17 protein-coding genes are annotated in these 20602 nt (G+C 69.9%); 3 read left to right on the top strand and 14 right to left on the bottom strand.

The annotated features are described in order from the left end of the window. Window positions 1-27: 27 nt before the first annotated feature. From PQI23_RS11810 to prmC, 3 genes are read right to left on the bottom strand one after another with little or no spacing between them, the layout of a single operon-like run. Window positions 28-1236, bottom strand: a complete 1209-nt coding sequence (locus PQI23_RS11810; RefSeq protein ID WP_339974756.1) for an MraY family glycosyltransferase — start codon at window positions 1234-1236, stop codon at window positions 28-30. A gap of 1 nt (window position 1237) precedes the next feature. After that, window positions 1238-1903 (bottom strand): L-threonylcarbamoyladenylate synthase, encoded by a 666-nt coding sequence (locus PQI23_RS11805; protein ID WP_339974754.1) that lies wholly within the window; start codon window positions 1901-1903, stop codon window positions 1238-1240. A gap of 58 nt (window positions 1904-1961) precedes the next feature. Continuing rightward, on the bottom strand, window positions 1962-2867 hold the full coding sequence (gene prmC, locus PQI23_RS11800) for a peptide chain release factor N(5)-glutamine methyltransferase (RefSeq protein ID WP_445238431.1): 906 nt from the start codon (window positions 2865-2867) through the stop codon (window positions 1962-1964). Between the two features lie 140 nt (window positions 2868-3007). On the opposite strand from prmC, the gene cysK reads away from it, so the two are divergent. Beyond that, the gene (gene cysK, locus PQI23_RS11795; protein ID WP_339974753.1) at window positions 3008-3943 is read left to right on the top strand and encodes a cysteine synthase A; all 936 of its coding nucleotides are present in this window, start codon (window positions 3008-3010) and stop codon (window positions 3941-3943) included. 37 nt (window positions 3944-3980) lie between these two features. Further along, window positions 3981-4547, top strand: coding sequence for a serine O-acetyltransferase EpsC (gene epsC / locus PQI23_RS11790; protein WP_339974751.1), 567 nt, complete (start codon window positions 3981-3983; stop codon window positions 4545-4547). Window positions 4548-4558: 11 nt separating this feature from the next. Here epsC and PQI23_RS11785 read toward each other — a convergent pair whose 3' ends face one another. From PQI23_RS11785 to PQI23_RS11745, 9 genes are all read right to left on the bottom strand, one after another. Further along, window positions 4559-5950: an MFS transporter gene (locus PQI23_RS11785; protein WP_339974749.1), complete on the bottom strand. Its 1392-nt coding sequence runs from the start codon at window positions 5948-5950 to the stop codon at window positions 4559-4561. Window positions 5951-5995: 45 nt separating this feature from the next. Next, window positions 5996-6535, bottom strand: coding sequence for a GNAT family N-acetyltransferase (locus tag PQI23_RS11780; RefSeq protein WP_339974747.1), 540 nt, complete (start codon window positions 6533-6535; stop codon window positions 5996-5998). A gap of 35 nt (window positions 6536-6570) precedes the next feature. After that, a complete protein-coding gene (gene prfA, locus PQI23_RS11775) occupies window positions 6571-7644 on the bottom strand; it encodes a peptide chain release factor 1 (RefSeq protein WP_339974745.1) in 1074 nt (357 codons plus the stop codon). A gap of 109 nt (window positions 7645-7753) precedes the next feature. Then, window positions 7754-9874, bottom strand: coding sequence for a hypothetical protein (locus tag PQI23_RS11770; RefSeq protein WP_339974743.1), 2121 nt, complete (start codon window positions 9872-9874; stop codon window positions 7754-7756). A 152-nt stretch (window positions 9875-10026) separates the two neighbouring features. Beyond that, window positions 10027-10983, bottom strand: coding sequence for a homoserine kinase (thrB, locus tag PQI23_RS11765; protein WP_339974742.1), 957 nt, complete (start codon window positions 10981-10983; stop codon window positions 10027-10029). Further along, entirely contained in the window at window positions 10980-12299 is a 1320-nt protein-coding gene (locus PQI23_RS11760; RefSeq protein ID WP_339974740.1) for a homoserine dehydrogenase, read from the bottom strand. The genes thrB and PQI23_RS11760 overlap by 4 nt, the downstream gene beginning before the upstream one ends. A 70-nt stretch (window positions 12300-12369) precedes the next feature. Then, window positions 12370-13806: a diaminopimelate decarboxylase gene (gene lysA / locus PQI23_RS11755; RefSeq protein ID WP_339974738.1), complete on the bottom strand. Its 1437-nt coding sequence runs from the start codon at window positions 13804-13806 to the stop codon at window positions 12370-12372. Between the two features lie 152 nt (window positions 13807-13958). After that, window positions 13959-15383 carry an APC family permease gene (locus PQI23_RS11750; protein WP_339974736.1) on the bottom strand — a complete coding sequence of 475 codons (1425 nt, stop codon included), beginning with the start codon at window positions 15381-15383 and terminating at the stop codon, window positions 13959-13961. A 33-nt stretch (window positions 15384-15416) separates the two neighbouring features. Next, entirely contained in the window at window positions 15417-16520 is a 1104-nt protein-coding gene (locus tag PQI23_RS11745; RefSeq protein ID WP_339974734.1) for a Zn-dependent alcohol dehydrogenase, read from the bottom strand. 161 nt (window positions 16521-16681) lie between these two features. Between PQI23_RS11745 and PQI23_RS11740 the strand changes: the two genes are divergently transcribed. Next, entirely contained in the window at window positions 16682-18118 is a 1437-nt protein-coding gene (locus tag PQI23_RS11740; RefSeq protein ID WP_339974733.1) for a PucR family transcriptional regulator, read from the top strand. Between the two features lies 1 nt (window position 18119). On the opposite strand, the gene PQI23_RS11735 is transcribed toward PQI23_RS11740, so the two are convergent. Both PQI23_RS11735 and argS read right to left on the bottom strand, forming a co-directional pair. Then, the gene (locus tag PQI23_RS11735) at window positions 18120-18887 is read right to left on the bottom strand and encodes a hypothetical protein (RefSeq protein ID WP_339974731.1); all 768 of its coding nucleotides are present in this window, start codon (window positions 18885-18887) and stop codon (window positions 18120-18122) included. 16 nt (window positions 18888-18903) lie between these two features. Then, window positions 18904-20574: an arginine--tRNA ligase gene (gene argS / locus PQI23_RS11730; protein WP_339974729.1), complete on the bottom strand. Its 1671-nt coding sequence runs from the start codon at window positions 20572-20574 to the stop codon at window positions 18904-18906. Window positions 20575-20602: the final 28 nt, after the last annotated feature.

The raw sequence follows: 20602 nt of genomic DNA, 5'->3' as shown, positions 1-20602 counted from the left end.
GGGTCGGTCTCGTTCGACTGCGCGAGATCACTCACTCTGGGGTCCTTTCGGCGGCGCGGACTGGGCCAGCGGATCGACGCCGGCGGCGTCGGCTCGGGTGCGCCGTCGCGTCAACGGTACCAAGCCCCGCCGTGCCGCGGCTGCACGCACCCGCCGGGCCGGGAGCATGAGGAGCGCGAACGTCGCCGCTCCCCCGAGCACCAGCACCACGATGGGAAGCACGAAGCTCTGCGTCGTGAAGACGAGCAGCACCGCGACCGAGAGGACCGCGGTGCCCGCGTAGAAGATGCAGACCGCCTGAAGCGGCGAATGCCCCATGTCGAGGAGGCGATGATGCAGGTGGAGTCGGTCCGCGGTGAACGGGCTCTTCCCGGCGCGCAATCGGCGGGCGACCGCGAGCGAGAAATCCGCGAGCGGCAGCGCCATGACCGCGATCGGCAGGATGATCGGAATATAGCTCGCGAGCACGAGCTTCTGATCCAGGGCGGCCGGGTTCAGCTGCCCGGTGACCGATACCGTCGACGTGGCCATCAGCAACCCGACGAGCAGCGCGCCCGTGTCGCCCATGAACATGCGCGCGCGGTGCCAGTTGAACGGCAGGAACCCCGCGCAGATGGCGACGATGACGCTGGCGATGAGACTCGCGAGGACGACGGAGTCGACCCGTCCGATCTGATCGGTGAGCAGACGCGTGTAGATGAAGAACAGCGAGTTCGCGATGATCGCGACTCCCGCGACGAGCCCGTCGAGTCCGTCGACGAAGTTGACGGCGTTCATCACGAGCGTCATCAGGAAGACGGTGAGGACGAAGTTCACGATCGGGGATCCGATGACGAGCGTGTCTCCGAACGGCAGGGAGACGATCTGAATGCCGCTCCACGCGAGTACTCCCGAGGCGACGAGCTGGGCGGCGAGCTTGATCATCCAGTCGAGGTCCAGCAGGTCGTCGAGCACTCCCACCACGGCGATGATGCCGCAGGCGGCGAGCAATGCCCATATCTGGCCCCGCTGCGCGAAGAGGGACGCGAACTCGTCCTGCGTTGCCGCCGCTGCGAACGCCGCGAGGATCCCGATGCACATGGCGACCCCGCCGAGCCGCGGCGTCGGCGCACTGTGCACGTCCCGTGCGCGCACCTCGGGCGCCCACCGGTAGCGCCGACTGAGACGCAGCACTCCCCAGGAGGCGACCGCAGTGACGAGAGCCGCGACCGCGACCACCGTCACGTAGGCGAGCACGCTACTCCCCGAACACGACCTGAGGGAGGAGCTCCGCGATGAGTTCCCGCGAAACGCCGCCCTCGCGTAGGATACGGATCTCTCCGCCCTCCTCCGTCAGGCGGGTGGCGTCGACGATGGTCGATGCCACCCCGTCACCGGCAGCGGGGCCCGCCTCGAGGTACACCGCGACGGAGTCGCCGAGCATCTCCTGCGCTTCAGCCGCGGTGCGCGCCGCCGGCCTGCCCGTGAGGTTCGCCGAGGAGACGGCGAGCGGACCGGTCTCGCGCAGCAGTTCGAGCGCCAGCGGCTGGTGCGGGATCCGGAGCGCCACGGTGCCCCCCGTCTCGCCGAGGTCCCAGCTGAGCAGCGGGTTGGACTGGGTGATGATGGTCAACGCGCCGGGCCAGAACGCGTCGGCGAGTGCGCGCACCGGGGCGACGACCTCCGCTGCGAGAGCGCCGAGCGTGTCGGTGTTCGGAATCAGCACGGGCGGAGGCGACTGGCGACCGCGCCCCTTCGCGTCGAGCAGACGCTGCACCGCTTCGGGGGTGAACGCATCCGCCGCGACGCCGTACACGGTGTCCGTCGGAAGGACGACGAGTTCGCCGCGGCCGATCGCCTGCCTCGCGGTGCGCGTGCCGGCGAGCAGTTGCGAACTGTCGGAGCAATCGAAGAACTCGGCCATAGCTCGCCAGTCTACCCCTGTCGGGGTGCTCACCGACGGGATCAGACCGATCCGGTCATCAGCTCAGCGCGGTCGTCGCCCGATCGCGGCCGGTGAGGTCCGGATGGGTGGCGGCCGCCCGCCATCCGTCCGCGAGCAGCAGTTCCCTGATCGCACGCCCCTGCGTCTCCGCGTGCTCGATCACCAGTGTGCCGCCGGGAACGAGGAGCCCGCGCGCTGATCGGCTGATGCTCCGCACGACGTCGAGGCCGTCCGCTCCCCCGTAGAGGGCGAGCTGCGGGTCGTGATCGCGCACTTCGGGATCGCGCGGCACCATTCCGCTCGGCACGTACGGCGGATTTGTCACCAGCACGTGCACGCGACCGGTGAGCGGAGCGAGCTCCGCAATCGTCGGGAGCGCGGTCGCGTCCCCCCGAACCAGCGTCACTCGACCGTCGCCCCACTCGGCGACGTTCCGCTCCGCCCACGCGTGCGCCTCGGGGCTCAGCTCCACGGCCCAGACGCGCGCCCCCGGCACCTCGTGCGCCAGCGCGAGCGCGAGGGCTCCGCTCCCGGTGCAGAGATCCACGGCGATGGGCTCGGGATCCGGAATCGATTGCAGCGCATCAATCGCGAACTGAGCGACGATCTCGGTCTCCGGCCTGGGCACGAACACCCCCGGACCGACCGCGAGCTCGATCGAACGGAACGGTGCGCGGCCCGTGAGGTGCTGCAACGGGATCCGCCGCGCGCGCTCCTCGGCGAGGTCTTGCGCCGCAGTCGCGGCGCCGGGGGCGATCTCCGCGCGCATCACAGCGAGCGCCTGCACGCGGCCGCGCGTCTCGCCGAGCACATGGGCGAGGATGAGCTCGGCATCGGCTGAGGGATCCTCGATCCCACCCGCGCGCATCCCCTGCTGCATCGTCGCCAGCAGCACATCGGCCCGCGCGGCTCCCGTCGGCGCAGCGCCGTGTTCGTCATGCATGCCTCAACCTTTCCACACCTGTCGCACCGCGTCTTACTGCATAACGTCTGCGAACGCGACAGATAACTGATCGATATAGTTGAGGAGGCCTCGACTACCCGCGGGCGCGCAACGATTCGATCCCAGGAGGATGCAGCACCATGGCACGGACCTACGACAACATCACCCAGGCATTCGGCAACACCCCCCTCGTCCGGCTCAACCGCGTCACCGAGAACGCGGAAGCCGAGGTGCTCGCGAAGCTCGAGTTCTACAACCCGGCCGGCTCCGTGAAGGATCGCATCGGCATCGCCATCATCGACGCCGCTGAGCAGTCGGGCGATCTGCAGCCCGGCGGAACGATCGTCGAAGGCACGAGCGGCAACACCGGCATCGCCCTCGCGTTCGTCGGAGCCGCACGCGGATACCGCGTGATCCTGACCATGCCCGAGACGATGAGCATCGAGCGCCGCAAGATGCTGCGCGCGTACGGCGCGGAGATCGTGCTCACCGAGGGCCCGCTCGGCATGAAGGGCGCGGTCGCGAAGGCCGAGGAGATCGCGGCGAGCACTCCCGGAGCCGTGCTCGCCAAGCAGTTCGCGAACCCGGCGAACCCGGCGATCCACCGCGCCACCACCGGCCCCGAGGTCTGGAACGATACGGACGGCGCGATCGACATCTTCGTCGCGGGCATCGGCACCGGAGGCACCATCACCGGCGCCGGCGGCTACCTCAAGGAGCAGAACCCGGACATCCAGGTGATCGCGGTCGAGCCCATCGACTCGCCGCTGCTCACCGAGGGCAACGCGGGGCCGCACAAGATCCAGGGACTCGGCGCGAACTTCGTCCCCCCGATCCTCGACCGCGAGGTGTACGACGAGGTCATCGACGTCACCCTCGCCGATTCCATCGCGAAGGCGCGCGCGCTCGCGACGGATGAGGGAATCCTCGCCGGCATCTCGGGCGGCTCCGCCGTGTGGGCGGCGACGCAGGTGGCCAAGCGCCCCGAGAACGCCGGCAAGAAGATCGTCGTCGTGGTGCCCGATTTCGGCGAGCGCTACTTCTCGACCGTGCTCTTCGAAGACCTCGCCTCCTGAGGTCGCGCGGTTTCGAGGTCGCCGATCCCGCTTCGAGATGAGTCTGCTCTCCCGCATCCGCGAAGACATCTCCGCCGCACGCGCGCATGATCCTGCAGCGCGCAGTGCCGCGGAGGTGTTCTTCGTGTATTCAGGCCTCCACGCGGTGTGGTGGCATCGCCTCTCCCACGCGCTGTGGAAGCGCGGTCTGCGATTCCTGCCGCGCGCCGTCTCGCAGATCTCGCGCTTCTGCTCGGGCATCGAGATCCATCCCGGTGCCACCATCGGACGGCGCCTGTTCATCGATCACGGCATGGGGGTCGTCATCGGCGAGACCGCCGTCGTCGGCGACGACGTGCTCATCTACCACGGGGTCACGCTCGGCGGCACGGGTCACGATCGCGGAAAGCGGCACCCCACCGTGGGTAACCGCGTGATCATCGGGGCCGGCGCCCAGTTGCTCGGCAGCATCGAGATCGGGCACGACAGCGCGATCGGCGCGAACGCCGTCGTCGTGCGATCCGCTCCGCCGTGGACCACGCTCACCGGAATCCCCGCGCAGGGCCGGCCGCGGCGAGGAGCCCCGATCGAGCAGCCCGACATGGCCGACTTCTACGTGATCTGACCGGCTCCGCCTCAGCGCAGCGTGCGCCCGTTGTCCTCCATCCAGCGCTTCGTGCGGCGCTGCTCGACGATGATCATCACGATGCCGAGCACCCAGAACGGGATCTGCACCGCGAACGCCACCTGGAATGCGTGCAGCGAGTAGTCCTCCGGTGATCCGGCCCCCTGCAGGTCGAGCACCAGGCCGATCAGCAGGATCACCAGCAGGGACGCCGTGAAGCCGCCCGTGTTGACGAGACCCGTGCCGAACCCCGCGTAACTGCGCGGAGTGTGCGAGCGCGCCACCTCGAACGCGATCATCGATGCCGGGCCTCCGAGCGGCAGGATCAGCAGCAGCACCAGCACCAGAGCGAGCGGCGGCTCACCCGGCCAGACGATGACCGACGTCCACACCACCGCGATCGCGATGGTGATGCCGAGATTGAACCAGACGCGTCGCTCGATGAAGCGGGAGCTCAGCGGACCGAGCACGACGCTCGCGACCATCGACGAGATCACGGTGAGGCTCAGGAGCCCGCGCGCCGCAGGCTCGTCGAGCCCCAGCCCGCCGACGAGGAACGGCGTGCCCCAGAGCAGCAGGAAGACGTTCGCGGCGAACGGCGACGCGAAGTGCACCCAATAGGCGAGGCGCACACCGGGCAATCGGAGCAACCGGCGCGCGCGGTTCCAGAATCCCAGACCGCGCACGCGCACTTCCGAGATCACCGGAATCATCTCGGTGGCCGGAGGCTGTACGGCGGCCATCGCGGCGGTGCGCGTATCGGCGAAGGATCGAGCGTTCTCCGTGATGCGGCCGCGCCTGCCGAGCACGCGTTCGAGCAGCGTTCCCTCCCCCGGTGCGTCGCGCAGCACCACCACTCCGAGGATCACCACCAGCAGCCCGACGGCGGCGAGACCGAGGAAGCCGCCCGTCCATCCCGCAACGCCGACGAGCACTGCGAGCGGCACGACCGACACGAGTTGGCCGGACTGCCCGATCAGGCCGGTGACCTGGCTGATCGTCGGCAACTGCCGCAGCGAGAACCACTCGGGGAGCATCCGCATCACGCTGATGAAGGTGCAGGCATCCCCGGCCCCCACGAGCACGCGAGCCACGATCGCGAGCGACACCTCGGGCACTGTCGCCATGGCCGCCTGCCCGATGATCATCAGGGCGCCGCCGATGAGGATCATCGCGCGCGAGCCGATCCGGTCGAGCAGCACTCCCACCGGGATCTGCAGCCCGGCGTACACGACGAGCTGGATCACCGGGAACGCCGCGAGCGTGGTGGCGTCGATCGCGAAGTGCTCCTGCGCAGCGGGGCCGAGGGCCGACAGCGATGAGCGATTGATGATGGCGATCGCGTACGAGAGGGCCGCGATCCCCCAGACCACCCAGGGAAGGACTGGACGGGCGGCGCGCATGAAGCCATGCTACCGCCGCGGCCGAACCTCAGCCGCGCCCGCGCCTCAGTCGCGCGGAGGCAGCGGCGGGCCGTCGGGGAAGTCGGAGCGGGTCAGATCGAGGAACACGGCGTCCTCGAGTGCGCCGCCGGGGCGCACCTGATAGTCGCGAAGCACGCCGATGCGCTTGAAGCCCAGGCGCTCGTAACTGCGGATCGCACCATCGTTGTTGGCGTTCGGGTCGAGCGTCACGCGCGTGATCCCCGCCGCGAACTCCGAGCGGATCGCGAGCGCCAGCGCCTCCTCGCCGATGCGGCGTCCCCGGAACGCGGTACCGATGAAGAGGTGCATCACCGTCGTCGGGTATTCGGGGTCCTCCCCGCGCAGCACGAACATGGCGCCCGCCACGCGGCCCTCGACCTCGATGATCCGTGCCGTCTCGGGGGCGTCCAGGAACTCCGCCTGCACGCGCTGCGGGCTGTACCCCACCCACCAGAGGGACACCTCGGGCTCATCGAAAATGGCGACGAGCGGATCGAGGTCCTCGGGCGCCGGAGCGCGGAGGGTGACGAGGGGGCCCACGAGCGGCAGTGCGGCATCAGACATGGACTCAGCGTAGCGGGTCCGCACCCGCCTGCGCCCTACTGCCCGAGCTCGGCCAGGCGAGCCTCCTCGTCGGCCCGGATGCACGACTCGATGACGGCGTCGAGCGATCCGTTCATCACCTGATCGAGGTTGTACGCCTTGTACCCGGTGCGGTGATCGGCGATCCGGTTCTCCGGGAAGTTGTAGGTGCGAATGCGCTCGGAGCGATCCATCGTACGGATCTGGCTCGACCGGTGCGCGCTCGCCTCGGCCGCGGCCTCCTCCTGCTGCCGCGCGAGGAGCCGCGCACGCAGCACGCGCATCGCCGCCTCGCGGTTCTGCAGCTGGCTCTTCTCGTTCTGCATCGCGACGACGATGCCCGTCGGGAGGTGGGTGATGCGCACCGCCGAGTCGGTCGTGTTGACGGACTGGCCGCCGGGACCCGAGGAGCGGTACACGTCGATCTTCAAGTCGTTCTGATTGATGCCGACCTCTTCGGGCTCGTCGACCTCCGGGTACACCAGCACGCCGGTCGTCGACGTGTGGATGCGCCCCTGCGACTCGGTCACGGGGACGCGCTGCACGCGATGCACGCCGCCCTCGTACTTGAGGTGCGCCCATGCGCCCTGCGACGGGTCGGAGGCGTTCGCCTTGATGGCGATCTGCACATTCTTGTAGCCGCCGAGATCACTCTCGTCGGCTTCGATCATCTCGGTCTTCCAGCCCTTGGACTCCGCGTAGTGCATGTACATCCGCAGCAGATCGGCACCGAAGAGGGCCGACTCGGCGCCGCCCTCACCGCCCTTGATCTCGAGGATCACGTCGCGGGCGTCGTCGGGGTCGCGCGGGATGAGCAATCGCCGCACGCGCTCCTGCGCTTCGGCGAGACCGGCCTCGAGCACGGGTACCTCTTCGGCGAACGCCTCATCCTCCTTCGCGAGCTCGCGCGCAGCCTCGAGATCGTCGCCGATCTGCTGCCAGTGCTCGTGCGCCGACTTGATCTTGCTGAGTTCCGCGTAGCGTCGGTTGACCTTCTTCGCACGCGAGGCATCGGCATGCAGTGCAGGATCCGCGAGCTCGTTCTGCAGCTGCGCGTGCTCCGCGATCAGCCCTTCGACCTGTTCGAACATGTATCTTCCTTACGTCTCGCGGCCGCACCGGTGTCGCCGCTCCCCAATCTACCGCCGTGCGCGGCGACGACTGAGCCCGCCCCGGAACACCGGGGCGGGCTCGTACGCGCTAGGACAGACCGCCGGAGCGCTGCACCTCTGCGAGAAGCGCGACGTTCGTCGCCGTCGAGCGCAGTCGTTCGCGCAGCCGCTCGTCGGCGTCGTCCTCGTGCAGCGCCGCGCGGAGCGTTGCCAGCGCTGCGGTCTCATCTGCCCCGAGCATGGACTCCGGATTGCGCGTGCGAGATGCCACGAGGTCGACGCTCGCGCGCAGGCCCGGCGCCGACTTCTCGAAGCGCACTTCGCTGTTGACCACGGCGAGCACCTCGCGCAGCAGCAGCTTGTCGGCCGCGAGACCGGTCTTCGACTGCACCGTCGCGAGCACGGTCAGCGAGCCGCCGTTCTCGACGTTGCGGGCCGACGCCAGCAGACGCTTGATCTGCGCGAGCGCGAGCTCGTCGATCTCATCGAGCGCGGGCCGGCTCTGCGCGTGCTGAGCCTGCGCGTATGCCCGGGCGAACCGGTTCAGCGAGTCGACGAGCACGACGACGTCGTGTCCGAGCTCGACGAGGCGCTTCGCACGGTCGATGGCGAGCTCGGCGATGATCGCCTGATCCTCAGCGGCTCGATCGAAGCTCGCGGCGACGACCTCGCCGCGCACGGAGCGCTGCAGGCGGGTGATCTCCTCGGGCTGCGCGTTCGCGAGCAGCAGCACGAGATGCGCATCGGGCCGGTTCGCACTGATCGCCTCGGCGAGTTCGCCGAGCACTGCGGTGCCGGCGATGTGAGCGGGAAGCACGAGGGCCGTGCGCTGGCCGAGGCCCGCCGGAGCGACGAGGTCGATCGCCCGTCCCAGCACGCCCTGCTGGTCGGTCTCGAAGCGCAGCCGCTCCTCGGGGTAGATCGCGGTGAGGTCGGCGATGTCGACGCGGGCTTCCGACTGCTCGTCCACCGGCCGGCCGTTCACGGTGTCGATCTTGACGATCGCGTTGTACTTCTGACGGCTCGCACCGTCGTTCTCGCGCGGCTGCCGGATCGCCCCGACGATCGCGTCCCCGCGTCTCAGGCCGTACTTCTTGACCTGCCCCAGCGACACGTAGACATCGCTCGTGCCGGGAAGGTAGCCGCTCGTACGCACGAACGCGTAGTTGTCGAGCACGTCGAGGATGCCGGCGATGGGCAGCAGCACATCGTCCTCGGTGATCTCGGGCTCGATGTCGTCGCCCTGGCCGCGGCGCTTGCGGTCGCGCTGACGCGTGCGGCTGGAGCGATTCGAGTTCTCCCCGTTCTTCGCCTCGCCGCTCTTCTGGCCGTTCTGCGACCCGTTCCCGTTCTGCCCGCGCTGCTTGCCCTCGTCCTCCGCGGATGCGGCTGCGGCGGCGTCTGTCTGCTCGGTCGACTCCGAGTTCTCGTTCTTCTGACCGCGGCCGCGACCGCGGCGATTGCGGCCCGAACGCTCCCCTTCGGCGTTCTCCGTCTTATCCGACTTCTCGGGACGCTCCGACTTCTCGGCCTTGTCGGACTTCTCGGAGCTGTCCGACTTCTGCGCGTCGCCCTGCGCGGCGTCCTCACCGGATGCGGTTGCATCGGTCTGCGCAGCGTCCGCTGCGCCATCGGCGGCGTCGGTCTGCGGCGCTGCCGCAGCCGCGGATGCCCGACGGCTGCGGGTGCGCTTCGCCGGCGCTTCCTGCGCGGGCGCATCGGTGGCGGGCGCTTCGGCGGCTGGCTCGCCCGACTGCGCCGGGGCGGCATCGGTCTCGGCTGCGACGGTGTCGCTCGAGCCCTCGGTCTCCTCTGCCGATGCGGCGGCGGGCTCGGCCGGAGCCTCGGCCTTCTTCCGGCTCCGCGTGGCGCGCTTCTTCGGCGCAGCGGGCTTCTCGTCGGCCGCTGCATCCGCGCCCGTGGCCGACTCCGCAGCCGGCGCTTCGCCCGTCGCTTCCTCAGCAGCGGGCGCGTCGGCCTTCTTGCGGCTGCGGGTCGCGCGCTTCTTCGGCGCAGCAGCAGCGGGCTCCTCCCCCGCAGATGCCTCCGATGCCGGGGCCTCCGATGCCGGAGCTTCAGGCGCCGGGGCCTCAGCGGCCGGAGCCGCCGCTCCTGCGGCCGCGCTCACGCGACGCGAGGCGCGGCGACGCGGCGGCGCGGCGGCTTCCTCTGCGACGGGAGTGGTGTTGTCTTCAACGTTGGATTCCACGTTCTTCCTCTCGGAACGCCGTCAGGCCTGCGCGCGCAGATGGGCGCGCATTCCCGCGGTCATGCACGTTCGTGCTTCGGGATCACCGTGCGATGTGTTCACGGTGCGAAAACGACCCACGGTCCCGCATGAGCGGACATCGACGGGCGAGACTAGAGCGTCGCACCCGCAGGGGTCGTCTCCACTGTAGCACCCTTGGTATCGACTGCCAGGGTGAGCACGCGCCACTCCGGATGATCGGCGGCGACGAAGTCGGCCGCCTGCATGCGATCCAGGGGTCCGTTCGAGAGCACGAGCACCGACGGCCCTGCACCGGAGACCACCGCGGCGTGCCCGGCGGATCGCAGCTCCTCGATCAGATCGCGCGTCGCAGGCATTGCGGCGCCCCGGTAGTTCTGGTGCAGACGATCCTCGGTCGCTTCGAGCAGCAGTTCGGGGCTCTGCGTGAGGGCGGCGACGAGCAGCGCCGAGCGCGAGACGTTGAACACCGCGTCCTCGTGCGGAACCTGCTTCGGCTGCAGGCTGCGGGCGAGTTCGGTCGACATGGTGAAGCTCGGGACGAGCACGAGCGGCGCGACGCCGCGGTGCACCATGAGCCGTTTGAATCGCGGCCCCTGCGCGGTCGTCCACGCGATGGTCAGCCCCCCGAAGAGCGCGGGCGCCACATTGTCGGGGTGGCCCTCGAGCTCCGTTGCGAACGCGAGCAGCTGCTCCTCGGTCAGGTCGATGGGCGCCTCGGGGTCGCTCTGCAGCAGACCGGCCGCGATCATCACGCCGGCGACGATGGCGGACCCCGAGGACCCCATGCCGCGCCCGTGGGGAATGCGGTTCGTCGCGTCGACGTCGATGCCGGGCATCTCGCGCCCCAGCTGCGCGAACACGTGGGCGGCGGAGCGCACGACGAGGTTCGTCTCATCGGTGGGCACCTCGCCCGCGCCGACGCCGGTGACGTTCACCGTCGCGCCCGGCGCGTCGCGGACGACGACCGTCAGTTCGTCTCCGTACGCGAGGGCGATTCCGAGCGTGTCGAAGCCCGGCCCCAGGTTCGCACTGGTCGCGGGCACGCGCACCTTGACGGTGCGGCCGACGCCGCTTCCGACCGCGCTCACGCCTGGCCCTCGAGCCGCAGCACGCTCGTCACGGCCGTGACGACCTCGGCCTCGCGCAGGGCCTCGACCGTGGCCGCCAGGTCGGCCTCACGGGCGCGATGGGTGCCGATGACGAGCGCTGCGCGCGGCTCCTCGCCCGCGGCTCCGCCGGCGACCGTCTGCTCGACGCTGGCCGCCGACACGCCGCGCTCCGCGAGGATGCCCGCGATACTCGCGAGCACTCCCGGCTGGTCCCGCACCTCGAGCATGATCTGGTAGGCCGTGGTCACCTCGCCCACGGGCAGGATCGGCAGTTCTGCGTGGAGGGATCCGGGAATGCCCGGGCCGCCCGCAACATGCCTGCGGGCCGCGGAGACGAGATCGCCGAGCACCGCGGAAGCGGTTTCCGCACCACCTGCGCCGGCGCCGTAGAACATCAGCTCGCCGGCGGCCTCCGCCTCGACGAACACGGCGTTCTTCCCCTCGTGCACCGCGGCGAGGGGGTGGTCGCGGCGGATCAGCGCGGGGTACACGCGGGCCGACACGCCATCGGTGCCGTCGGCGGCCTGCAGGCGTTCCGCGATCGCGAGCAGCTTGATGACGTACCCGGCGCTCTTCGCCGCGTCGATCTGCTCGGCGGTGATCTGCGTGATGCCCTCGCGATGCACGGCGTCGACGGGCACCTCGGTGTGGAAGGCGATGCTCGCGAGAATCGTCGCCTTCTGCGCGGCGTCGTACCCCTCGACGTCGAGCGTCGGGTCGGCTTCGAGGAACCCGAGCTCGCTCGCCACGCGCGACGCGTCTTCGGCGCTGTCGCCGAAGCGGTCCATGCGATCCAGGATGTAGTTGGTCGACCCGTTCACGATGCCGAGCACGCGGGTGATGTGGTCGCCGGCGAGGCTCTCGCGGAGCGGACGGAGAATCGGGATGGCCGCCGCCACGGCGGCCTCGTACGAGAGCTGCGCACCGACCTGCTCCGCGGCCTCGGAGAGCTCCGGGCCGTGCGCCGCGATGAGCGCCTTGTTAGCGGTGACGACGTCGGCGCCGCCCTGCAGCGCCTGTGTGATCAGGGTACGCGCGGGCTCGATGCCGCCCATGAGCTCGATGACGATGTCCGAGCCCTGCACGAGGCGCTCCGCGTCGGCGGTGAACAGCTCGCGCGGCAGCTCGACGTCGCGCGGCGCGTCGACATCGCGAACGGCGATGCCGGCGAGCGTAAGGCGCGCTCCGATGCGCGCGGCGAGCTCGTCTCCGTGTTCCAGGATCAGCCGTGCCACCTGTGCACCGACCGAGCCGCAGCCCAGCAGCCCGATGCGGAGGTCGCGGTATCCATTCATGTTCGTCTCCTTGATCATGCGTCGTGTTCGATTCGCCGAGAACGGCGAGAAGTTCAGGGGCCGGCGATCCTCAGCCCTCGTGCGCCGGGGCCACCGGCGCCGGAATCACGGACTTCGCGAGCAGCTCGTCCTCCGACTCGCCCCGAACGATCACACGGGACGACCCGTTCGACACGGCGACGACCGGCGGCCTGGGCACGTAGTTGTAGTTGCTCGAGAGCGACCAGCAGTAGGCTCCGGTGACGGCGACGGCGAGCGTGTCTCCCGGCCGCACATCGCTCGGAAGCACATCGCGCTGCACCACGATGTCCCCTGATTCGCAGTGCTTGCCCACCACGCGCACCAGGGCGGGATCGGCATCGCTCTCGCGGTTGGCGATGCGCACCTGATAGTCCGCACCGTACAGCGCCGGCCTCGCGTTGTCGCTCATCCCGCCGTCGACGCTCACGTACAGGCGTTCTGCGAAGCCGAGATCGGCGGGGTCGGCCGCCGCATCCGAGCCCGCGAGCTGCACCGGCTTCGTCGTGCCCACGGTGTACAGCGTCACGCCCGCCTGACCGATGACGGCGCGCCCCGGCTCGAAGGCGAGCTGCGGCACGGCGACATCGGCTTCGGCGCAGGTGTCGGCGACGATGTCGGCGAGCTCGCGCGCGATGACAGCGACGTCGGGCGCATCGTCCGCCTGCGCCGACGTGTAGGCGATGCCGAAGCCGCCGCCGAGGTTCAGCTCGGGGATCGGCCTGCCCGCGATCCGCTCGAGCTCGGAGTACACGCCCAGCAGGCGCCGAGCGGACTCCCGGAAGCCGTCGGTCGCGAAGATCTGCGACCCGATGTGGCAGTGCAGGCCGACGAAGTCGAGGCTGTCGTGCGCGAGGATCGCCGCGACGAGACGCGGCGATTCGTTCAGCGGCTGGCCGAACTTCTGATCCTCGTGCGAGGTCGCGAGGAAGTCGTGCGTCGAGGCGTGCACGCCGCTGTTGACGCGCAGACGCACGCGCTGGCGACGACCGGCGGCCGACGCGGCCCGGGCGATGCGCTCCGTCTCGAGCTCGCTGTCGATGATGATCGTGCCGACTCCGGCCTCGACCGCACGGGTGATCTCGCGTTCCGACTTGTTGTTGCCGTGGAAGCCGATGCGCGACGGCTCCACGCCGGCGGCGAGCGCCACCGCGAGCTCTCCCCCGCTCGCGACGTCGATGGCGAGCCCCTCCTCGGCCATCCACTGAGCCACCTCGACGCACAGGAACGCCTTCCCGGCGTAGTACACGGTGGCGCTCGACCCGATGCGGGCGGCCTCCGACTCGAGGGCTGCACGGACCTCCCGCGCCCGACCGCGTGCAGCCTGCTCGTCGACCACGTACAGCGGCGAACCGTACTGCTCGACCAGGTCCGTCGCACGCACGCCGCCGAGCTTCAGCTCCCCGCATCGACTGCCGCGCCGGGCCGACGGGGGGAAGACGCGGGGGTCGATCTCGTTCGGGTCGGCCGCGGGGGTCGCCTGTGCCATCATCGCTCCTGGGATCGGTCTGCCTGGTGTCCGTCGTGCCCGCAGGCCGCGAACGGGCGACCGATGGCGAGCGGACCCGGATTGGCCCCTGAAGCCGTGCGAACGGAGATGCGCTCTCTGAACGAACCCGACCAGCTTACCGGGTGGCCCGCCTAGCCGACGCCCTCGAGCATGTCGGTGTGCGTATTGCCGATCCGCTGCAGCACGTCGGGGCGCTTCGCGCGCAACCACCAGAAGCGGATGAAGGCGAGCAGCATCGTCGCGGCGAACAGGTAGGGCAGGATGTTGATCGGGAACGCCGGCACGGGCCACACGTTCGCGAGGAACACGTACGCCATCGCGATCACGGCGACCACCGCGGTCGCGGTGATCATGCCGCTCTTCATTCCGCGTCGGCGGGTGTAGACGATGCCGGCGACGGCGACGAGCGCGTAGGCGACCATGTACCCGTACGTCGCATAGGTGTCGACCCACACCACGATGTCCATCGGGTGCGTTCCCGCGATGATCAGGATCACGTCGAGCACGATCGCGGCGGGGCCTGCGACGAGCAGCACGCGGTGCGGGGTGAGGTGGGTGTCGTGCGTGCGCCCGAAGCGCTCGGGCACGACGCCCTCCTTGCCCATGACGTACACGATGCGTCCGACCACGTTCAACGGCGCGACGACCACCGCGAAGAACGATGCCGCGACGCCGAACACCAGCACGGGGGCGAACCACGCCGGCATGCCGATGCGCTCATCGATGGCCTGCAGCGGGCTCGCCACCTCGCCGAGCTCATCGCCGAGCACGGCGATCTGCGTGTAGGCGGCGAAAACGTAGAGAACGCCGACCGCGACGGCGCTCCACATGATCGCGCGCGGAATGGCCGTGTGCGGGTTCCGGGCCTCGCGCCCGAGCGCATCCGCCGATGAGAACCCGACGAAGCCGAGAATGCCGAGCACCATGCCCGCGGCGACGCCCTGGAACGGAACGCCCTCGAAGGAGAACTGCGCAGGATCCCACGCCGCCGGCCCGAGCCAGACGAGTGCGGCGACCAGCAGCACGAGGATGATGAAGACGGACACGAGCTCGAGCACGAGCGACACCCGTGCCGAGATGCGGATGCCGCGGATCGTGAAGAACGTGGCGAGCCCGCCGATGACGACGGCCAGCACCACGAGCCACACCGTACCGGTCGCGGGAACGCCGAAGATCTGCAGCAGGTCAGACGTGTACGAAACGGCGCCGCCGAGGGAACCGGCCGCGATTCCCCAGGAGCCGATGAGCAGCGCGACGCCTGCGGCGAAGGCGCCGGTCGGGCCGAGCCCCTTCGCCACGTAGGTGTAGAGGGATCCCGCCGAGGCGTGCTGGCGCGCGAACATCGAGACGATGTACCCGACGCACAGGATGACGATGGTGGCGAGCACGAAGGCGAAGACCGTGCCGTTGCCGGCCCCGAGGTAGATGGAGGCCGCCGTGAAGGCGATGACGGCGCTCGGGGCGATGCTGGCGATGGCCTGAGCGGCGAGCTCGGGCCCCGACATCACTCCTTCTCTGAGGCCGGCGTCGGCCGTGCGTGTTGCTGTCTGAGTCATGATTGCTTTCCTGGGGAGATGCGGCGCGGGCGCTTACGGGATGAGGAGGGTGCGGAGCACGCCGCCGGTCTCGAGATCGTCGAGCGCTTCCGCCGCCTCGGCGAGCGGGCGGCGGCCCGAGATCAGCGGGTCCAGCTTCAGCTGACCGTCCATGTACCGGTCGACGAGGGCCGGGATGTCGATGGAGGGCCGCACCGAGCCGTAGTTGGAGCCGAGGATGCGCTGATCGGCTTCTGCGAGCACGAGCGGCTCGAAGGAGGCCCGGGCACCGGTCGGGGGCAGCCCCACGATGACTGCGGCGCCGCCGAGGCCGAGCATGCGGATCGCCTGCTCCGTCGTCGAGGTGCGCCCGATGGCATCGAAGACGTAGTCGGCTCCGTCGGGGATGAGTTCGAAGAGCTGCTCGACCGCGTCGCGCTCGGACGCGTCGATGCGATCCGTCGCGCCGAACTGGAGCGCCATCGCGGTCTTGTCGGCGACGACGTCGATCGCGACGATGCGTTCTGCGCCCGCCAGCTTCGCGCCCTGCACCACGTTCAGCCCGACGCCCCCGCAGCCGATGACCGCGACCGTCGCGCCGGGCTCGACGCCGGCCGTGTTGAGCACCGCGCCGACGCCCGTGGCCACCGCGCACCCGACGACGGCGATGACATCCAGCGGCGCATCGTCGCGCACCTTGATCGCGCCCGAGACCGGGACGACGACTTCTTCGGCGAACGAGGAGACGCTCAGGTAGTGGCGCAGCGGCTCCCCGTCTGCCGTGCGGCTGAGGCGGGAGGTGCCGTCGAACAGCGAGCCGTGCGCGTTGTTCACCTCGACCACCTTCTGGCACCGAGCTTCGTGCCCCTGCAGGCAGTAGCGGCACTCGCCGCACGGAGGCACCCAGCTCAGCACGACGTGATCCCCCACCGCGAGCGAGGTGACCCCCTCGCCGAGCTCGACGACCGTGCCGGCACCCTCGTGCCCCATCACCATCGGGGCGGGGGCGTCCCACTCCCCGCGCTTCACGTGGAGATCGGAGTGGCACACTCCGGCAGCGGCGATCTTCACACGCACCTCGCCCGCCCGCGGCTTCGCGAGGGTCACGTCCATGACCTCTGCGCGGGTATCGGGGTTTCGGAACACGACAGCCTGCATGCTGCACTCCTTCGTTCGTTCGCTTCGTCGGACCGCCAGCACGCAGTGGCGCGTACGACCACACTGGCGACGTCAGAATGCTACGGATTCCTCCCCCGCCCTGTCTCTGCGCAGCAGGTCGAAACTGATCGTTCGAGATCGACACTTGGTACACTTCGGCCGTGGCCCTCGATCTCTCAGCAGTGGCGCGCGCAGTCGGCGGCGTCTGCAGCGTCTCACGGCTTCCCGAGCGCACGCCCGTCGACGGAGTCGCCGCGGTCGCGGAATTCGTCGTGATCGGCAACCCGGAGTACGCGACGCTCGTAACGGGCCCTGCCGATGACCTGCTCGACGCGCTCTCGACACCGGGCACGACGGGCGATGCGCTGCTCGGGGCCGTGTTCGTCTCCGCTGAGGACGGGCCGCTGCTGCGCTCGCGGCTGGCGCACCACGGCATGACCGCGATCCTCGGCGCGCGCCTGACCGGCCCGGCACTTCATGCGTCCCTGCTCGCGCTGATCGCCGACGATCGCGCGGCCGCCGATCGGCTCGTCACAGCCGGGATGAACGTGCTGACCCAGGTCGCGCGCCGCGGGGGCGTGACCGCCGTCATCGCCGAGCTCGCACGACGCATCGACGGCTGGGCCGTGCTCCTCGACGCGCACGGCCAGGTGATCGCGAGCGCCGGCGCAGGGCGGTTGCACGTGTCGGATGCCGCCGCCTTCGCACTCGGACGCCCGGTGCGCGTACGGCACGACGGGCTTCAGCTCCACCGGGTGGGTTCGGAGCAGGATCTTGCGGGGTCGCTCGTGATCGCCACGCGTTCGAGCCGCACGAGCCACGCCCGCGACCTCTCCTCGCTCGCCGCGGCGCTCTTCGATCTCCTCCTGCGCAGCCACGACCCCTCGCTGACCGAGCACCTGGGCCGTGGGGCCCTCCTCGACATCCTCGTCGAGGGTGGGGCGCGGGCCGATACGCTGCTGCACCGTTGGGGCGTGCACGAGCGCACGCTCACGGCGTTCGAGGTCGGCACCCGCACGCGCACGATCGACCTCGAACGCCTGCTGCGCCGCTGGTTCGACGAACTCGGCGCGGAGCACGTATTCGCCGCCGATCACGGGCACATCCGGGGCTTCGTGCGCGATGATCTCGCGACCGGGCTCATCGAGCACGTGACGGCGTTCGCCCCGGTCGCGGGGCTGCGGGTGCACATCGGCGTGGGTGATCCAGCCCCGACACGCTCGCTCTCGCGCACCGCGACGCAGGCCCACCAGGCCCTCGACGCGGCACTCGACGACGGGCGGCCCTCAGTCCGCTACGCCGAGCTGCCGTCGGTGAAGCTCGTGCTCTCCGCGCTCGAATCGGCCACCGATGCGCGTCTCGCCGGCCTGCTCGATCCTCTGCGAGACGCGCACGGAGGGCACGGCGATCTCGCGCGCACGCTCCACGTGTTCCTCTCGGAGAACGGGGCGCACCGTGCGAGTGCGGAGCGGTTGGGCATTCACCGGCAGACGCTCGTCGCCCGCATCCGTCGCGTCGAAGCGCTCACCGGGCTCGTGCTGGATCGCGCAGACGATCGCGCTGCCGCCTGGCTCGCACTGCGCGCCAACGGATTCTGACTCAGCCGCAGGTGCCCTTCGCGCGCTGCTCGGGATCCGACAGAATGCCCGGAGCGAGATCGGCGCGAATGGTCACCGACCCCGTGCTCGAGAGCACGATATCGGTGAGGGTCACGCCGGCGGGGAGCTGATCGGCGATGCACACGGTCTGGGGCTGCAGAATGGGGTCGAGCAGCGATCCCGTGGCCTGGGCGAGCTGCTCCGCCGAGAAGTCGAACCCCGCGGCCTGCAACCCGAGCGGGTTGATCTCGACGGCGCCGTCGACGGCTTGCACCCCGAGCCGCGCGGAGATGTTCACCTGCTGACCGAACGCCTCGAGCGCGCGCCCCACCACGAGCTCGCCGTCTCGCACCTCGCCCGATTGGGCCACACCCTGCGTCACCGTCGCGATCACCGGACCGAGCTGCTCCTCGTCGAGGTGCAACTCGACCACGCCATCCGAGATCTCGCCCGAGGTCGGGTTGAAGGGCACGAGGTCGGCGCGCAGCGAGGCATCCGCCTGCACCCCCTCGACGAGCGGCGCATCGGGAACGTCGACCGTCACATCGCCGACACCGCCGCGGAACGCATTCAGCAGTGCGGATCCTCCCAGCGCGACATCGACCGGATGGTCGTCGGTGAGATCCAACTGCGAACGCACCGCACCGGCGACGACGCCCGGGATGATCAGCCGCAGCGCCAGCTCAGCCGCGCCCGCGAGCAGCCCGACGATCACCACCACGATGATCAGCTTGGTCCACCAGCGCGACCCGCTTCGCTCTGCACTCATGAGCAGCCCGCAGCCGTCAGAGCCGCTCGGGGGCGGAGACGCCCAGGAGATCGAGTCCGTTGCGGAGCACCTGACCGGCCGCATCGTTCAGCCACAGACGCGTGCGATGCAGGTCTTCGACCGGCTCCTCCCCCAGCGGGATGACGCGGCAGTTGTCGTACCAGCGGTGATACGCGGCGGCGAGCTCCTCGAGGAAACGCGCGACGCGGTGCGGTTCGCGCAGCTCGGCCGCTCCGGCGACGATGCCCGGGTACTGCTGAAGCTTGCCCAGCAGCTCCGTCTCGGTCGCGTGCGTCAGCAGCTCCGGTGCGAACGCGCTGCGATCGATGCCCGCCGCCTCGGCGTTCCGATCCACCGCGCACGTACGGGCATGGGCGTACTGCACGTAGAACACCGGGTTGTCGTTCGTGCGGCTGCGCACCTTCTCGCCGTCGAGCGACAACGGCGAATCGGCCGGGTAGCGCGCGAGCCAGTAGCGGAGCGCGTCCGATCCGAGCCACTCGAGCAGGTCGTCGAGCTCGATGATGTTACCCGCGCGCTTCGAGAGGCGTGCACCGTTGAGGTTCACGAGCTGGCCGATGAGCACCGAGATATCGGTCTCGATGTTGTCGCCGGCGGCACCCGCGATCGCGGTCAGGCGGCCGATGTAGCCGTGATGGTCAGCTCCGAGCAGGTAGATCTTCTCCCCGAAGCCGCGGTCCATCTTCGACAGGTAGTAGGCGGCATCTGCGGCGAAGTAGGTGTAGATTCCGTTGCCGCGCGTGAAGACGCGGTCCTTGTCGTCTCCGAACGCGGTCGTGCGCACCCAGATCGCGTCGTCCTCCTCGAACACGTAGCCCTGCTCGCGCAGGCGGTCGATGGCCGAGGAGATGGGGCTCGGCGATCCGTCGGCCCCTTCCTCGTGCAGCGAGCGCTCGGAGAAGTAGACGTCGAAGTGCACGTTGAAGCGCTCGAGCGAGTCTTTGATCTCGGCGAGCTGGGTCTGGTAGGCCGCCTCCTGCACCTCCTCCAGCGCACGCTCGCGGTCACTCGCGGCGAGCTCCACCACGTGAGGCAGCTGCTCGCGCACCTTGCGCCCGAGCTCCTGGATGTACTCGCCCGGGTACGCGTCTGCGGGAGCGTCTTCGCCGAGCACTGCCGCGAGCACGGATCGGCCGAACTTGTTCATCTGCGACCCGGCGTCGTTGATGTAGTACTCGCTCGTGACCTGCGCCCCGGCGGCGCGCAGCACGCGCGCGGTCGAATCGCCGAGCGCCGCCCAGCGAGTGTGCCCCATGTGCAGCGGGCCCGTCGGATTCGCGGAGACGAACTCGAGGTTGATGTTCTGCCCGGCGAGCACGTCGGTGCGTCCGTAGTTCTCCCCCTGCTCGACGACGCGTCGTGCAGTCTCCCCCGCACTCGCCGCGTCGAGCGTCAGGTTGATGAACCCCGGCCCCGCGACCTCGGCCTGTGCGATGCCGTCGATCTGCAGCGCTCGGGCGACGATTTCCTCAGCGAGCTCGCGCGGGTTAGCCCCGACGCGCTTCGCGAACTTCATCGCGGCGTTCGACGCCCAGTCCCCGTGATCGCGATTCTTGGGTCGCTCCACCTGCGTGTCCTGCTCGGTGACCTCGACGTCGGATCCGCGAGCGGCGACCAGGTCGGCGAGAATGGCGGCGAGAGCTTGGGAGAGTTCTTGTGGCGTCACGAGGATCGATTCTACTCGGCGCATCAGC

It is taken from the genome of Leucobacter sp. USCH14, from assembly GCF_037619215.1.
Classification (GTDB): domain Bacteria; phylum Actinomycetota; class Actinomycetes; order Actinomycetales; family Microbacteriaceae; genus Leucobacter.
Note: the sequence above shows the minus strand (reverse complement) of the source record. Positions and strands in the feature narration are given on the sequence as shown.